13 protein-coding genes are annotated in these 14,487 nt (G+C 70.9%); 8 read left to right on the top strand and 5 right to left on the bottom strand.

The window, feature by feature from the left end; genetic code table 11:
* Window positions 1-211: 211 nt before the first annotated feature.
* A complete protein-coding gene (locus OG623_RS31680) occupies window positions 212-877 on the bottom strand; it encodes a response regulator transcription factor (protein WP_406151024.1) in 666 nt (221 codons plus the stop codon).
* A gap of 166 nt (window positions 878-1,043) precedes the next feature.
* On the opposite strand from OG623_RS31680, the gene OG623_RS31675 reads away from it, so the two are divergent.
* On the top strand, window positions 1,044-1,790 hold the full coding sequence (locus tag OG623_RS31675) for an MgtC/SapB family protein (protein WP_406151023.1): 747 nt from the start codon (window positions 1,044-1,046) through the stop codon (window positions 1,788-1,790).
* Between the two features lie 34 nt (window positions 1,791-1,824).
* On the opposite strand, the gene OG623_RS31670 is transcribed toward OG623_RS31675, so the two are convergent.
* Entirely contained in the window at window positions 1,825-3,513 is a 1,689-nt protein-coding gene (locus OG623_RS31670) for an alpha/beta hydrolase (RefSeq protein WP_406151022.1), read from the bottom strand.
* Window positions 3,514-3,655: 142 nt separating this feature from the next.
* Between OG623_RS31670 and OG623_RS31665 the strand changes: the two genes are divergently transcribed.
* From OG623_RS31665 to OG623_RS31655, 3 genes are read left to right on the top strand one after another with little or no spacing between them, the layout of a single operon-like run.
* Window positions 3,656-5,158: a multicopper oxidase family protein gene (locus tag OG623_RS31665; RefSeq protein WP_406151021.1), complete on the top strand. Its 1,503-nt coding sequence runs from the start codon at window positions 3,656-3,658 to the stop codon at window positions 5,156-5,158.
* A 32-nt stretch (window positions 5,159-5,190) separates the two neighbouring features.
* The gene (locus tag OG623_RS31660) at window positions 5,191-5,895 is read left to right on the top strand and encodes an SRPBCC family protein (RefSeq protein WP_406151020.1); all 705 of its coding nucleotides are present in this window, start codon (window positions 5,191-5,193) and stop codon (window positions 5,893-5,895) included.
* A 46-nt stretch (window positions 5,896-5,941) separates the two neighbouring features.
* Window positions 5,942-8,653 carry an ATP-binding protein gene (locus tag OG623_RS31655; RefSeq protein WP_406151019.1) on the top strand — a complete coding sequence of 904 codons (2,712 nt, stop codon included), beginning with the start codon at window positions 5,942-5,944 and terminating at the stop codon, window positions 8,651-8,653.
* Between the two features lie 119 nt (window positions 8,654-8,772).
* Here the strand turns inward: OG623_RS31655 and OG623_RS31650 are convergent, their stop codons facing one another.
* Window positions 8,773-9,510 (bottom strand): SDR family NAD(P)-dependent oxidoreductase, encoded by a 738-nt coding sequence (locus OG623_RS31650; RefSeq protein ID WP_406151018.1) that lies wholly within the window; start codon window positions 9,508-9,510, stop codon window positions 8,773-8,775.
* Window positions 9,511-9,594: 84 nt separating this feature from the next.
* Between OG623_RS31650 and OG623_RS31645 the strand changes: the two genes are divergently transcribed.
* Complete coding sequence (locus OG623_RS31645) at window positions 9,595-10,209, top strand: TetR/AcrR family transcriptional regulator (protein WP_406151017.1); 615 nt, start codon at window positions 9,595-9,597, stop codon at window positions 10,207-10,209.
* Between the two features lie 102 nt (window positions 10,210-10,311).
* On the opposite strand, the gene OG623_RS31640 is transcribed toward OG623_RS31645, so the two are convergent.
* Window positions 10,312-10,527, bottom strand: coding sequence for a DUF6243 family protein (locus OG623_RS31640; protein ID WP_406151016.1), 216 nt, complete (start codon window positions 10,525-10,527; stop codon window positions 10,312-10,314).
* A gap of 363 nt (window positions 10,528-10,890) precedes the next feature.
* Here OG623_RS31640 and OG623_RS31635 point away from each other — a divergent pair, with 363 nt between their 5' ends.
* Entirely contained in the window at window positions 10,891-11,259 is a 369-nt protein-coding gene (locus OG623_RS31635; RefSeq protein ID WP_406151015.1) for a VOC family protein, read from the top strand.
* Between the two features lie 60 nt (window positions 11,260-11,319).
* Here the strand turns inward: OG623_RS31635 and OG623_RS31630 are convergent, their stop codons facing one another.
* Window positions 11,320-13,314 carry a heavy metal translocating P-type ATPase gene (locus OG623_RS31630; RefSeq protein ID WP_406151014.1) on the bottom strand — a complete coding sequence of 665 codons (1,995 nt, stop codon included), beginning with the start codon at window positions 13,312-13,314 and terminating at the stop codon, window positions 11,320-11,322.
* 96 nt (window positions 13,315-13,410) lie between these two features.
* Here OG623_RS31630 and OG623_RS31625 point away from each other — a divergent pair, with 96 nt between their 5' ends.
* Window positions 13,411-13,797 carry an ArsR/SmtB family transcription factor gene (locus OG623_RS31625; protein WP_406151013.1) on the top strand — a complete coding sequence of 129 codons (387 nt, stop codon included), beginning with the start codon at window positions 13,411-13,413 and terminating at the stop codon, window positions 13,795-13,797.
* A 145-nt stretch (window positions 13,798-13,942) separates the two neighbouring features.
* The gene (locus tag OG623_RS31620) at window positions 13,943-14,458 is read left to right on the top strand and encodes a DinB family protein (RefSeq protein WP_406151012.1); all 516 of its coding nucleotides are present in this window, start codon (window positions 13,943-13,945) and stop codon (window positions 14,456-14,458) included.
* Window positions 14,459-14,487: the final 29 nt, after the last annotated feature.

Here is a 14,487-nt window from a genome sequence, read left to right as displayed (position 1 = left end):
AGCCAGGTGCAGACGGGCGGGCTCGACAGGTCGCCGTACGCCGCACCGTAGTGCAGTTCCCGCCGCACCTGTTCGTTCTGCGCCTGCACCATCACCCCGTACGAGACGGCGCCGGCGACCGTGATCAGCAGGGTGATGGTCACCCCGGTGATCACCGCGATCCGCAGCCGCGCGGCGCGTACCGCCGCCCGCTCCGTGTCGGCCGATGACTTCACAACGCCCCCAGGCGGTAACCGACTCCGCGGACCGTGCGGACGACCCGCCGGCCCAGCTTGCGGCGCAGGTAGTAGACATAGGTGTCGACGAGGGAGGAGGCGGATGCCTCCTCGAACACCGTCCGGCGCAGTTGCTCCCGGGAGTGCACGGTCTCCGGGTGCGAGGCGAGCACCCACAGCAGCTCGAACTCGCGGGCCGCGAGGGTGATCCGCTCGCCGTCGGCGAGCCTGACCTCCCGGTGCCCGACGTGCAGACGCCCCGAGCCGATGCTCAGCACATCGGTGCCGTCGAGCGCCCGGCGGCACAACGCCCGTAATCGAGCGCTGAGTTCGTCGAGGGAGAAGGGCTTCACCAGGTAGTCGTCGGCGCCCGCGTCGAGTCCGTCGACCCGGTCGTGCACGGTGCCCATCGCGGTGAGCAGCAGTACGGGTGTGTGGACCGCGCTCGACCGCAGCCGCTCCAGCAGATCGATGCCGTCCAGCACCGGCAGGCGCCGGTCGAGGACCAGCACGTCGTACCGCCGGGTGAGGCCGAAATGCAGGCCCCGCTGGCCGTCGGCCGCCACATCGACCGCGTACCCCTCCCCCCACAGCACTTCGGAGAGCATGGTGGCCAGCTCGCGGTCGTCCTCGACGAGCAACAGCCGCCACGGATCCCGCATACGCCCCTGTTTCAACGTCTCAGTCCCCTCACCCCTCCCCGCAACACCAGTCAACGCCGTTGTGGGTCATGGGGTTCCCGGCCGGGCGGGGCACGTCCCGGCCGGGCCGCGGGGCCACTACTGTTTCGCATCAGATCGGATAACACAGGACAGAGAGGGCGGGACAGTGGCACTCGACATCAATGAACCGTTCGGACAGAACTGGACGCATGCCGCTCAGTTCGGCATCGCGTTCGCTCTCTCCTGCGCGATCGGGTTGGAACGGGAGATCCGCCAGAAGGCCGCGGGGCTGCGCACGTACACGATCGTCGGGCTGGGGGCGGCCCTGTTCACGCTGGTCAGCAAGTACGGCTTCAGCGATGTCCTGGTCGAGGGACAGGTGGAGCTCGACCCCTCGCGGGTGGCGGCGCAGATCGTCTCCGGGCTCGGCTTCATCGGCGGTGGCGTCATCTTCGTCCACCGGGGCTCCGTCCGGGGCCTGACCACGGCGGCCTCCATCTGGCTCACGGCTGCGATCGGTGCTGCCGCCGGAGCCGGCCTTCCCGTCCTCGCCACGCTGACCACTCTCTCGTACTTCTTGGTCGCCTACGGGGTACGACCGCTCGCGCACAAGCTCCCGGCGCTCCGTAACCTCTCCATCGGGTACCGGATCACCTACACCGAGGGAATGGGCACCCTGCGGGAGCTGGTCAACCACTGCACCGACGCCGGGTTCTCCATCTCTGAGCTGACCACCCTGACGGCCGGGGGCATGTTCCGCCGGCGGCAGCGCGAGGCGCCGCGCTCGGCCGAGGGGACCGTGGAGATCGCACTCAGCGTCCAGGGACGCGGCGACGTGGACGCTCTCACCGCGCGGCTCGCCGGCACGTCCGGCGTGCTCGCCTGCAGCAGGAGTGATCTGGCCGACGAATGACACCGCCGGCCTCCGCCGCGTCCTGCGAGCCTGCCTACTTGCCTTCCGGCAGCGGCTCCGCTTCGCAGACCGCGTCGCTCTTGGGGAGCTGCCCGCCGAGCAGATACGCGTCGACCGCGCTCTGCACACACGCGTTCCCGCTGTCGTACGCCCCGTGGCCCTCGCCCTCGTAGGTGAGCTCGAAGCCCACGCCCTTGCCGAGCCGCTCCGCCATGCGGGCCGCGCCCTCGTAAGGGGTGGCGGGGTCCCCGGTGTTGCCGACCAACAGGATCGGCGGCGCGCCCGGCGCGCTCACCTCGGGGTGCTCGGCCTCCCCCGGCACCGGCCAGCCGTCGCAGGACAGCGCGCTCCATGCCATGCCGGGCCCGAACAGGGGCGACCTCTCGACGAACTCGGGCATCTTCGCCTCGACGTCCGCCACGGTGTAGCGGTCGCTGTGGTCGGCGCAGGTGATGGCCCTGAAGGCGTCGTCCTCGTTGCTCGCGTCGTCGTCGGCGCCGCCGTCACCGCCGCCGTCGCCGCCGTGACCTCCTCCGTCACCGCCGCCGGAACGGCGCTGTCCCAGCTGCTGCGCCAGGTCCAGCATGGTGTCGCCCTTGCCGTCGACCGCCGCTTCCAGGCCCACGAGGAGGGCGGGCCAGTAGTCCTGCTTGTAGAGCGCGCTGCTGATGGCACCGGTGAACGTGTCGCCGTCGAGCTCGCTGCCGTCCGATGTGGGAAGCGGAGCGTCGTCCAGCTCGGCCTCCAGCTCGACGGCGGTCTCCACGATCTCCGCGGCACTGTCGCCGAGCGTGCAGCCCCGCTCGACGCACCACGCGGCGAAGTGGTCGAAGGCGAGCTGGAACCCGCCGGTCTGCCCGAGGACCTCCTCCATCGTGTTGAGGGTGGGGTCGACGACGCCGTCCAGGACGGCCCGGCCGACGTTCCGGGGGAACAGATGGGCGTACACACCGCCGAGCTCGGTGCCGTACGAGATCCCGAAGTAGCGGAGCTTGTCGTCGCCGAGGACGTGCCGCATCAGGTCCAGGTCCTGGGCCGCCTCGGTGGTGCCGACGTGCGGGAGGATGTCGCCGGAGTTCTTCTCGCACGCCGCGGCCGTCTCCCGGTTGTACTCGACCAGCGCGTCGATCTCGTCGTCGCCGTCGTCGGGGGTCTCGTCCACACCGTCGTCATCGCCGTCGCCATCGGCGGCGCCCGCGTCCAGGCAGCGAACGCCCCGGCTGTTGCCGACGCCGCGCGGGTCGAAGCTGACCAGGTCGTAGCGGGAGCGGAGTTTCTCGTAGTCGGGGGCGAGGCCGGGCAGGGTGGCGACTCCCGAGGCTCCGGGGCCGCCGAAATTGAAGACCAGCGAGCCGATGCGGTCGCTCGCACGGGCGCTGGAGCCGGCCCGGATCAGTTCGATGCCGATCGACTCCCCCGCCGGCTTCTTCCAGTCCAGAGGCGCCCGCATGGTGGCGCACTGCCACCGGGTGCCGTCCGGCAGGGGGCGGGGGGCCTCGCCACCGCCCTGGAGGGATGAGGGGGCGGCGCAGTCCTTCCAGTCCAGGGACTGCTTCCGGAGACGGTCCTTGTCCGGTCCTTCGGCCGCGGTTCCACGGCCGACACCTTGGTCGGCGTCCTGGTCGGCGTCCTGCGCCGCCGGCCCACAGGCCGCCAGGGAGGAGGAGAGCAGGGCGGCGGCGGACAACAGGACAGCAGCGGATATCACTCGCATCGGTGGCATGGACCCAGCCTCGGGCGGGCAGACCGGAGGCGCACAGCGTGTAGTCCGTTCGAGGGCACGGCCGCCGAGCCGTCGGTCCAGCACCCGGTCTACGTAATTTCCGCTGACGCGAAGCGTCCGTCCGGCGCGGGACCGTGTTCCCATGAAACGACGCACAGCGCTGAAGGCCCTCGGATTCGGTGTCGGGGGCGCGGTCGTCCTCACGAGCGGCGGATACGGCGTCTACTACGCCGTCGCGAAGCAGGACACCTTCGGCAAGGTCGCCTTCGACAAGGCGCTGTCGATCCCGCCGCTGGCCGAGTCGAAGACCGACGCCTCGGGTGCCCGGGTCTTCACGCTCGACATCCGTTCGGGCGAGACCCCCTTCAAGGACGGCCCAGCCACCCGCACCTGGGGTGTGAACGGTACGTACCTCGGGCCGACGATCCGTGCGGCGCGCGGCGAGAAGGTCGAGTTCGCCGTACGCAACGACCTGGACCAGGAGACCTCGCTCCACTGGCACGGGATGCACCTGCCCGCGGCCATGGACGGCGGACCGCACCAGGTCGTCGCGGCCGGAGAGACCTGGCAGCCGCGGTGGACGGTCGACCAGCCCGCCGCGACGCTCTGGTACCACCCGCACGTACACGGCTCGACCGCCGACCACATGTACCGGGGACTCGGCGGACTGTTCATCCTCGACGACGAGACCACCGAGGCGTCGAAGCTGCCGTCCGAGTACGGCGTGGACGACATCCCGATGATCGTCCAGGACCGTGCGTTCGACGGGGACAACCAGTTCGAGCAACGCACGCCGCTGGGCGGCTCGCTGGGCATCATAGGCGACGAGGTGCTGGTCAACGGCACCATCGGCCCGTACGTCGACGTCACGACCAGGCTCGTGCGGCTGCGCCTGCTCAACGGCTCCAACGCCCGCCTGTACAACTTCGGTTTCTCCGACGACCGGACGTTCTCGCTCGTCGCCACCGACGGTGGCCTGCTCTCCCGGCCGTGGAACACCGAGCGCCTGTACCTCTCGCCGGGTGAACGCGCCGAGATCGTGGTCGCCTTCAAGCCGGGCGAGCAGGTGGAGCTGCGCTCCTACCCGTCGGAGTACGGCGGCACCCTGGGGCGGGTCGACGGCTTCGACGACCGTCTCGACATCTGCCGGTTCCGGGCCGCTGACACCCTGTCCGACGACACCGACATACCCGCCTCGCTCGGCGTCGCACCGGACCTCGCCGGCGAAAAGGTCACCAAGGAACGCTCGTTCGTCCTGTCGTCCGACCAGATCAACAGCCGGTCGATGGCGATGGACCGTATCGACTTCGGTGTCCGCGAGGGCACCGTCGAGGTGTGGGACGTGGTCAACGACAACGGGTTCCTGCACAACTTCCACGTACACGACGTGCAGTTCCAGGTGCTGACGGTCGACGGCGGGAAGCCGGAACCACACCTGCGCGGCTGGAAGGACACCGTCCTGCTGGTGCAGGGAAAGCACTACCGGCTGGCGATGCGTTTTCACGGCGACACCGACCCGAACACGCCGTACATGTATCACTGCCATCTGTTGCAGCACGAGGACAGCGGAATGATGGGCCAGTTCGTCGTCCTGGGCGAGGGCGAGAAGGTCGGCGCCGTACCGCACACACACCACCACTCCTGAAATCCCCACCCCCGACCAGATCAAGGATCGCCATGCACGTCTCCGTTTCCCCGCGCCGCTCCGCCGGCAAGGCCGCCGCCACGATCGCCGCTTCCCTGGGCCTGGCCATCGCCCTCACCGGTTGTTCCTCCGGCGACGACTCCGGGACCGAAGCACAGGACACCCCGACCGCGTCGGCCTCCGCATCCGCCACCGGGGCGGCCGGACCGACCGAGGACAACCAGTGCGGCGGGAAGAGCACGGACCCCGACGCGGCCCTCACCCGCTCGTCCGACATCGACATCGACGCGCCCGTCGACAAGGTCTGGGACGTGCACACCGATGTCGTGAAGTGGAAGGAGTGGCAGGACGCGGTGCTGACCATCGAGCGCCTCGACTCCGGCGACTTCTCGTCCACATCCACGTTCCGGTGGACGACTCCCGTGCCCAAGTCGGAATTCGCTCCGGCCGACACACTGACGATCACATCGAGCGTCCAGCACGCGGAGCCCGGCACGTGCGTGATCTGGGAAGGGCCCGCGAAGGGCGAGGCGATCACCATCGACAAGGGAACGCACCTCTGGATCTTCACCGAGACCGACAAGGGCACCCATGTGCACACCCAGGAGTCCTGGGACGCCCCGCTCCTGGACTCGCTGCAGGGGGCTGACCGTGACGCCGTCGCTGACATGCTCGGCGGAGGTCTTGACGTCTGGATCCAGGCCCTGAAGAAGGAAGTCGAGGCCCAGGCGGCCTGACCGCCCCTGGCGGGCCGGCTGACCTGCGGGCGGTAGCCTACGCGCTGTGCACACGCCGGCTCCCACCCACGGTCCGCTGCTCGGCAGGCAGTACGAGACCGAGCGCATCCGCGAGCTGATCGGCGCCGCACGGACGGGCCGGGGCGGCGCGCTCGTCCTGCGCGGTGAGGCGGGCATCGGCAAGAGCACGCTGCTGGAGCACGCGGAAGGGGCCGCGTCCGGATTCCGCGTGCTTCGCGCGGGTGGGTCACCCCTGGAGGCGGAGCTGCCGTTCGCCGCGCTGCACCAGCTCTGCCTTCCGGTGCTGGGGCACCTGGCCGAGCTGCCCGACGAGCACCGTCAGGCCCTCCTGATCGCTTTCGACCTGGCGTCCGGGACACCGGACGTGTTCCGGGCCGGCCTCGCGACCCTGGGGCTGCTGTCGGCGGCGGGCCAGGAGCGCCCGGTGCTCTGTGTCGTCGACGACGCGCACTGGCTCGACGCGGCCTCGTCGAAGGCGCTGACCTTCCTCGCCCGGCGCGTCTCCGCCGAGCCGGTCGCCATGCTGCTCGCCGTGCGACTGCCGTGCGAGACGGAGGAGCTCGACGCCCTGCCAGGCCTGGGCGTCGACGGTCTGAGCGACACCGACGCACGGGCGCTGCTCGCCGCGCAGAGCCACGAGACGCTGGACGAGCAGGTGCGTGACCGGCTCGTGGACGAGGCCCGGGGCAACCCCCTGGCGCTGGTCGCGCTGCCCAGGGCCGGTGGGTTCGCCCCGCCTCGACCCACCTCGGCGCCGACCCGGGTCGAACACGAATTCCGGGCCACGCTCTCCGGGCTGCCCGCGCAGGCACGGCTCCTGCTCACGATCGCGGGCGCCGACCCGACCGGCGATCCCGGGCTGCTCTGGCCGGCCGCGCGCGGTCTGGGCATCGACCTGGCGGCGGCGGGTGAGGCCGCCACCGCCACCGGCCTTGTCGAGTTCGGCACTCGCGTGCGCTTCTTCCACCCCCTGGCGCGGACCGCGGCGTACGGCGCCGCAGCGACGAGCGAGCGGCGGCTGGCCCACCGTGTGCTCGCCGAGGCCACCGACCCGGTCACCGACCCCGACCGGCGCGCGTGGCACCGCGCCCAGGCCGCCGCGGTGCCCGACGAGGATGTCGCCACCGAGCTGGAACGCTCGGCGTCCCGGGCCCGGGCGCGTGGAGGCGCGGTGGCCACGGCCGCCTTCCTCGAACGCGCGGCGGAGCTGTCGCCCGACGCCGCACAGCGGATCGAACGGACCCTCGCGGCCACCCGGGCCCATCTCGACGCGGGCGACACCGACAGGGCTGCCGCCCTGCTGAGGACGGCCGGAAGCTCGGGGCTCGACAGGTTCCAGCAGGCGGAGACCGACCTGCTGAGGGGCCGGATCGCCCTGGTCAGGGCCGAGGACAGCGAGGGTCCCGCGTGGATGCTGCGGGCCGCGCGGAGGCTGGCGCCCCTGGACCCCGAGCGGTCCCGGGAGAGCTACCTGGAAGCGCTCGAGATGAGTCTGCTCATGGGACGCCCGAACGGTGTGATGGACACGGTCCTCGCCGAGGCGAGATCCGCGGCGCCGCACCCGCCGGACATCCTGGACGCGCTGGACATCCTCACATCGAACGGGCACCGGGCGGCCGTGAGCCTGGTCAGGGAGGCTCTCGACGGGGCGGAGGGCCCCCTGTGGACCCGGCACCCCGCGCTCGCGATCATCATCGCGGCGGAGCTGTGGGACCTGGACACCCATATGCGCATCGTCGAATGGCTCCTGAAGCACGGCCGTGAGTCCGGCTCACCGCACGTCCTGCGGCTCGGTCTCGCGCAGGCCGCCTCGGCCGCCGCGCTCTCCGGCGACCTCGACGGGGCGATGGACGCCATCACGGAGGAGGAGGCGATCGCGGACGCGACCGGTGCGCCTCCGGTCATCTACCACCGGCTGCAGTTGGCCGCGATGCGCGGACGCCGCGACGAGGCATCGGCGCTCTTCGGAGCCGTCATGGCGACGGCCACCGCCACGGGGCAGGTGGTCTCCAACATCCACTGGGCGAGCGCCGTACTCAACAACGGCCTGGCCAACTACGAGGAGGCGCTGGCAGCCGCGCGGCGTGCCACCGCCGACGGGGAGCTCTTCACCGCGGGTTTCACCCTGCCGGAGCTGGTGGAGGCCGCCGTACGCTGCGGCGAGCACGCCACCGCCGTCACCGCGCTGGCCTCGCTGACCGAACGCACCGAGGCCTCTGGAACCCCCTCGGGCCTGGGGATCGCCGCGTACGCACGGGCGTTGGTGACGGGAGCGGAGAGCGACTACCGGGAGGCGATCGTCCACCTCACCGACACACCGATGCTCCCCTACCGGGCCAGGGCCCACCTCCTGTACGGGGAATGGCTGCGGCGGCAGGGCCGCAGGCAGGACTGCCGTCCCCATCTACGCACCGCGCACGAGCTGTTCTCCGGCGCTGGGCTCGAAGCGTTCGGCCGGCGCGCCGCCAACGAGCTGCGGGCCACGGGCGAGACCGCGCGCAGCCGCACCGATCACGCCCGCGACCAGCTCACCATGCAGGAACTGCACATCGCACGGCTGGTCGCCACCGGCGCGACATCGAAAGAGGTGGCCGCCCGGCTGTTCCTGAGCCCACGGACCATAGACGCGCACCTGCGCAACATCTACCGCAAGCTGGGCATCAACTCCCGCAGACAGCTCAGGGACCGGCCCGACCTACGATCGGCGGACCCCACCGATGCCGACGGCCCCGGCTGAGCGAACTCCACCGAGCACTGCCCGGCTGAGCGCACTCCACCGCCGCTCGAAGTGCCGCTGTCCTGCCGCCTTGCAGCGCTCCAGGAAACCCGGTCCGCGTCCGCGCCACCGGCCGTCGTTCAGGCCCGGGTGTAGCCGCCGTCGGCGAAGAGTTCGGCGCCGGTGACGAACGACGAGGCGTCCGAAGCCAGGAAGAGGGCGGCCTCGGCTATCTCCTCGGGTTCGGCCAGCCGCCCGAGTGGCACGACGGCTTCGGCGAAGCGGTCGGCGTCCTGCCCCGCGGCACGCCGCAGAGCGGGGGTCCGCGTGGGTCCCGGGCTGAGGACGTTGACCCGGAATCGGCGCTCCCGCGATTGCCGGGCCCAGTTGTGCACCAGGTTGCTCAACGCCGCCTTCGAGGCGCTGTAGACCTCGAGTTGCTCATTGGGGCGCATGCTGTTGCTGGAGCCGATGACCAGGATGGAGGCGTTCTCCGACAGCAGCGGGAGCGCCTTCTGGACGGTGAAGAGCGGGCCCTTGACGTTGACGGCGAGGGTCAGGTCGACGTTCGCCTCGGTGTGGGCGCCGAGCGCGGCGTCCGCGGCGATTCCCGCGTTGGCCACCAGCACGTCGATGTGTCCTGCCTCCTCGCGGACCCGCTCGTAGAGCGCGTCCAGGTCGGCCAGGACCGAGACGTCGGCCCGTACGCCGGTGGCCGCCGGGCCCATCTCCTCGACCGCCGCTTCGAGACGGTCGGTGTCCCGGCCGGTCACGAAGACCCGTGCGCCCTCCCGGACGAAACGGTGGGCGATGGCCAGCCCGATCCCGCTGGTCCCGCCGGTGATCACGGCCACCTTCTCCTGGAGCACGCCTGCCATGTCGATCCCCTTCAGTTGTGGAATGGATCGTCCACAACGTAGGCAGTAATGGACGATCGAGTCAAGAATGGATAGTCTGAGGACATGCCGAGACCACGCGCATTCGACGAACGCCAAGTCCTGGAACGGGCCCGGGAACAGTTCTGGGCGACCGGCTACGCGGGAACCCGGATGGACGACATCGCCCGGGCCACCGGCCTGGGCAAGGGCAGCCTGTACGGTGCGTTCGGCGACAAGGCCAAGCTGTTCCACCAGGTGTTCGGCGACTGGTGCACCGCGGTCGTCGAGGTGGCCGAAGGACGGCTGGCAGGTGGTCCGGACGCGGAGGCCCTGGCCCGGCTGTCGGGATACGTGCACCTGATGGCGGAGAACACCGCCTCCGACACGGAGCGCCGCGGGTGCCTGCTGGCGAAGGGCGCGGCGGAACTGGCCGAGCAGGATCCGACCGTCGCCGACCGGTCCGCCGAGACCATGACGGCACTGCTGACCCTGCTCCGGACGGAGATCAGCGCCGCCCAGCGCCACGGCGACATCGACAGCGCCGCGGATCCGGAGCGGTTGGCGGCACTGCTGCTGACAGTGGTCCGCGGCATCGAGGCGGTGGGCAAGGCCGGCCTGGCCCCGGAGAAGGTACGGAACATCGCGGACACCGCACTGGCGGTCCTGCCGACGCCCGGGGGCCACGACCGCCACCCGTGACGGCGCCGGAGCTGCCGGCCTGCCCTTGGCCTGACGCTGGGCGGTCAGCTCTTGCGCGGTGTGCCAGCTCTGTGCTGCGTATCAGCCCGGTGCTGCGTTGTGTCAGCCCTGTGCGGTGTCGTCGCCCGCCTGCCCGGCGCCCTCAGCTGAGCCTGCCTTCTCGCGCATCTTGCGCACCAGCTCCGCCTTCCGGTCGGCCGCACCCTGGCGGTCGAGGTTGCGGTGCGGACCGTTGTTCTGCCGTTCGGTCCGGGACAGCTTCTTGCGCTGACCGCCGCCCATGCCCACGGGGTTGTTGATGTTCTTGCTCACGGTCATGGGTTCTCCTGGAAGTGATGTGAAGTGATCTACGGATTCATCGGCGGGGGGGGCGGCGACATCGAAGGACGTCAGCGGGGCCCCATCACGCGCCCATTCACACATCGGCGTCCGAAGAACATGCCGAAGACGTTACCCGGTTCCGCCGGCCCCGCACACCAACACCTTCGCCGCCCCGACAAGAAAGAAGCTCCGCCACCTTGAAGTGGCTGGTCAGTGGGGTGGCGTGACCTCGTTTCGGGGTGCTCGTGCTGGTCGTGGGCGGCTGCCTGGGGTGCAGATCGTCCGGCGGGGTGGTTGCCGATGAGTTCAGCGTCCTCGAACGGTCCATCCATCGACACGACCGTTCTCGACAGGAGTGCCATGTCCACCATCCAGCCAGTGATCCTGACCGCTGACCAGGACGTTCTGCTCGGCTTCTATACGGAATTGTTCGGCGCTGAGGAGATCTTCCGGGTACCGGAGGAAGGCCCGGCCTTCTACCTCGGCCTGCGCATCGGCGACACCGACCTCGGGCTGGTGGCCAAGGAGGACGCGGGGACCGGGGCGGGGCCACGGATCCTGCTCAGCATCGGTGTCGACGACGTCGACGAGACGCTCGGCCGGGTGGAGGCGCTGGGCGGCTCGGTCAGCGGCGGCCCCAACGACATGCCGTGGGGACAGCGCGTCGCCCACATCCAGGACCCCGACGGCAACCCGGTGAACCTCACCCAGCCGATCCCGCCTCGGTGACGCTGCACCGCGTCCGGCGGCCAGGCCCCGGTCGGCCTCCTTCTCGGCGGGTGCGTGCAGTCACGCGGTGTCCTTGGTGAGGCGGGGCCAGGCGGCCTCGCGCAGCAGGCGCAGGCCGTTGAGGCCGACGATGACGGTGGAGCCTTCGTGGCCGGCGACACCGAGCGGAAGGGGAAGGGTGCCGATCAGGTCCCAGGCGACGAGGACGGCGATGAACGTCCCGGCGATGGCCAGGTTCTGGAGCACCAGACCCCGGGCGATGCGTGAGAGCTGTACGACGGAGGGGATGGTGGCCAGTTCGTCACGGACCACGACCGCGTCGGCGGTCTCCAGAGCGAGGTCCGATCCGGCCCGTCCCATCGCGATACCGGAGTGCGCGGCGGCAAGGGCGGGCGCGTCGTTGACACCGTCGCCGACGACCAGCACCTTGCGGCCCTGCGCCTCCCACTCCTTGACGGCGGCGACCTTGTCCTGGGGCAGCAGCCCGGCGCGGACCTCGGTGATGCCGACCTCGGCGGCCAGGCGCACGGCGGCGCGCTCGTTGTCGCCGGTGAGCAGGACGGGGGCGCGGCGGGTCAGCCGGGTGAGGGCGGCGACAGTGGCCGCCGCGTCCGGGCGCAGCCGGTCGGCGACGCCGAGCACCCCGACCGGGGCGCCGTCGGACAGGACGGTCACCGCGGTACGTCCGGCCTCTTCCAGTTCGCTCACGGTCCTGCGGTGCGGGGTGTCCCGGGTGTCGGTGAGGAGCCGGTCGGGAGCGCCGACCGTGACGGTGCGGCCGTCGACAGTGGCGGTGACGCCCTGGCCCGGAGTCGAGGTGAATTCCATGGCGTCGGCGAGGTCCAGGCCACGGTCCCGGGCGGCGGCGACGATCGCACGGGCCAGCGGGTGTTCGCTGGGGTGCTCGGCGGAGGCCGCCAGGGCCAGCAGCGCGGCGTCGCCGAGATGACTGCCGGGCAGCGGGCGGATGTCGGTGACGTAGGGGGCGCCTTCGGTCAGGGTGCCGGTCTTGTCCAGGGCGACGGTGTCGATCCGGCCGAGGCGTTCCATCACGACGGCGGACTTCGCCAGCACGCCCCGGCGCCCGGCATTGGCGATGGCGGACAGCAGCGGCGGCATGGTGGACAGCACCACCGCGCACGGCGATGCCACGATCATGAACGTCATCGCCCGCAGCAGCGCCGCATCGAGGGCGTCACCGAAGACGAGCGGGACGCCGAAGACGGCGAGGGTCGCGATGACCATGCCGATCGAGTACCGCTGCTCGATCTTCTCGATGAACAACTGGGTGGGGGCCTTGGTCTCGGAGGCTTCCTCGACCATCTTCACGATCCGGGCGATCACCGAGTCCGACGGATCCCGCTCCACCCGCACCCGCAAGGCGCCGGTGCCGTTGACCGTACCGGCGAACACCTCGTCCCCCGTCCGCTTGGGCACCGGCAGCGGCTCGCCGGTGATGGTGGCCTGGTCCACGTCGCTTGCGCCCTCCACCACCTGCCCGTCGGCACCGACACGCTCACCGGGGCGGACCAGGATCAGGTCGCCGACCGCCAGGTCCTCTGTGTCCACCGTCTCCTCGGCGTCCACCGTCCCCTCGCCACCGTCCGGCAGGAGGCGAGTCGCAGTGGTGGGGGCGAGGTCGAGCAGACCGCGCACGGAGTCCGCGGTCCGCGCGGTGGCGAGGGCCTCCAGGGCGCCGGAGGTGGCGAAGATGACGATCAGCAGCGCGCCGTCGAGGACCTGGCCGATCGCGGCGGCCCCGAGCGCGGCCACCACCATCAGCAGATCCACGTCCAGCGTCTTGTCCTTCAGCGCCTTCAGCCCTTCCCAGCCCGGTTCCCACCCGCCGGCGACGTACGTCACCGCGAACAGCGCCCCCCACAGCCGGCCGGGGCCGTCCAGCAGGTAGACGGGTAGGGCAAGCAGGAACAGCACCAGGGAGGCCAGCGCCCACCGGGCCTCCGGCAGCGCGAGCAGACGGGTGTGGCGCCGGGGCGGGGCCGGGCGGGGGCCGCCGGCGGGCGGCGCGGACCGCTGGTCCAGGACGGAAGACATGGCAAAGGAACCCTTCACAGGCGGGCCGAGGGCAACACTCACACCGTACAGGAACACATGAACATGTATTCACATGTCGTCGCTATGATGGTGAATATGGGCCACGGACGCGACACCATCACCAGCGCCAGCACCCGCGAGCGCCTCGACGCGGTCGGCACCGGCGACGTCGCCGCCACTCTCCAGGCCCTGGCCACCCCCTCCCGGCTCTACATCCTGGCCCGCCTCCAGGAGGGCCCCTGCTCGGTCGGCGACCTCGCCGAAGCCGTCGGCATGGAGAACTCGGCCTGCTCCCACCAGCTCCGCCTGCTGCGCAACCTCGGCCTGGTCACCGGCGAGCGCCAGGGCCGCAGCATCGTCTACTCCCTCTACGACAACCACGTCGCCGAACTCCTCGACCAGGCCCTCTACCACGTCGAGCACCTGCGTCTCGGACTGCACGACGCCCCCGCCGGCGAACCCGCCGCCACCGTCGCCCACTGACGAGGGCACCCGCACCGGCGCATTGATCCACCCGCGCCGAACCTCCGCTGTAGCTACCCGGCTTGGGCATCGTCGGCGCCCGCGTGGCGAAGCCGGTACGAACCCAGGTGCCCCTCTCCAGGCCGCCCCGGTAGCGTGCGCCGGCATGACATCGAAATTGGAACGCCCTCCATTCCAAGCGGACGAACGCACCGCGCTCATCGGCTGGTTGGACCTGCAGCGGCAGATCCTGCGCTGGAAGTGCGAGGGGCTGGGCGACGAGGACGCGCACCGCTCCGTCATCCCGACGTCACCGGCCATGACGATGGCCGGTCTCATCTCCCATATGCGCTGGACCGAACACGTGTGGCTGGAGGTGGCGTTCCTCGGCGGCGACAAGGAGCAGAACCCGTCGTTCGACGAGTCGAGGGAGGACGCCGACTGGCACACCGATGGCCGCCCCCTCACCGAGCTCCTCGCGGAGTACGAGGCTCAGTGCGCCCGCAGCAATGAGATTGTCGCCGCGGCCTCACTCGACGACATCGGCCGGCACCCCGACTTCCGTGCCGGCAGTGCCAACCTCCGCTGGATGCTGATCCACCTCGTCGAGGAGACGGGGAGGCACGCGGGGCACGCGGACATCGTCCGGGAGTTGCTCGACGGCGCGAAGGGCTACTACTAAGCGCGGCTGCGCGCGGCGGGCGCGGGCCC

The organism is Streptomyces sp. NBC_01012 (assembly GCF_045162755.1).
Lineage (GTDB): Bacteria > Actinomycetota > Actinomycetes > Streptomycetales > Streptomycetaceae > Streptomyces.
This window is presented reverse-complemented; position numbering and strand designations above follow the sequence as displayed.

Excerpts from the sequence above, each read along its gene's own strand:
- OG623_RS31635 (WP_406151015.1), top strand. The coding sequence starts at position 10,891 with ATGTCCACCATCCAGCCAGTGATCCTGACCGCTGACCAGGACGTTCTG.
- OG623_RS31640 (WP_406151016.1), bottom strand. The coding sequence starts at position 10,527 with ATGACCGTGAGCAAGAACATCAACAACCCCGTGGGCATGGGCGGCGGT.
- OG623_RS31620 (WP_406151012.1), top strand. The coding sequence starts at position 13,943 with ATGACATCGAAATTGGAACGCCCTCCATTCCAAGCGGACGAACGCACC.
- OG623_RS31645 (WP_406151017.1), top strand. The coding sequence starts at position 9,595 with ATGCCGAGACCACGCGCATTCGACGAACGCCAAGTCCTGGAACGGGCC.
- OG623_RS31680 (WP_406151024.1), bottom strand. The coding sequence starts at position 877 with ATGCGGGATCCGTGGCGGCTGTTGCTCGTCGAGGACGACCGCGAGCTG.
- OG623_RS31630 (WP_406151014.1), bottom strand. The coding sequence starts at position 13,314 with ATGTCTTCCGTCCTGGACCAGCGGTCCGCGCCGCCCGCCGGCGGCCCC.
- OG623_RS31625 (WP_406151013.1), top strand. The coding sequence starts at position 13,411 with ATGGGCCACGGACGCGACACCATCACCAGCGCCAGCACCCGCGAGCGC.
- OG623_RS31665 (WP_406151021.1), top strand. The coding sequence starts at position 3,656 with ATGAAACGACGCACAGCGCTGAAGGCCCTCGGATTCGGTGTCGGGGGC.
- OG623_RS31650 (WP_406151018.1), bottom strand. The coding sequence starts at position 9,510 with ATGGCAGGCGTGCTCCAGGAGAAGGTGGCCGTGATCACCGGCGGGACC.
- OG623_RS31660 (WP_406151020.1), top strand. The coding sequence starts at position 5,191 with ATGCACGTCTCCGTTTCCCCGCGCCGCTCCGCCGGCAAGGCCGCCGCC.
- OG623_RS31670 (WP_406151022.1), bottom strand. The coding sequence starts at position 3,513 with ATGCCACCGATGCGAGTGATATCCGCTGCTGTCCTGTTGTCCGCCGCC.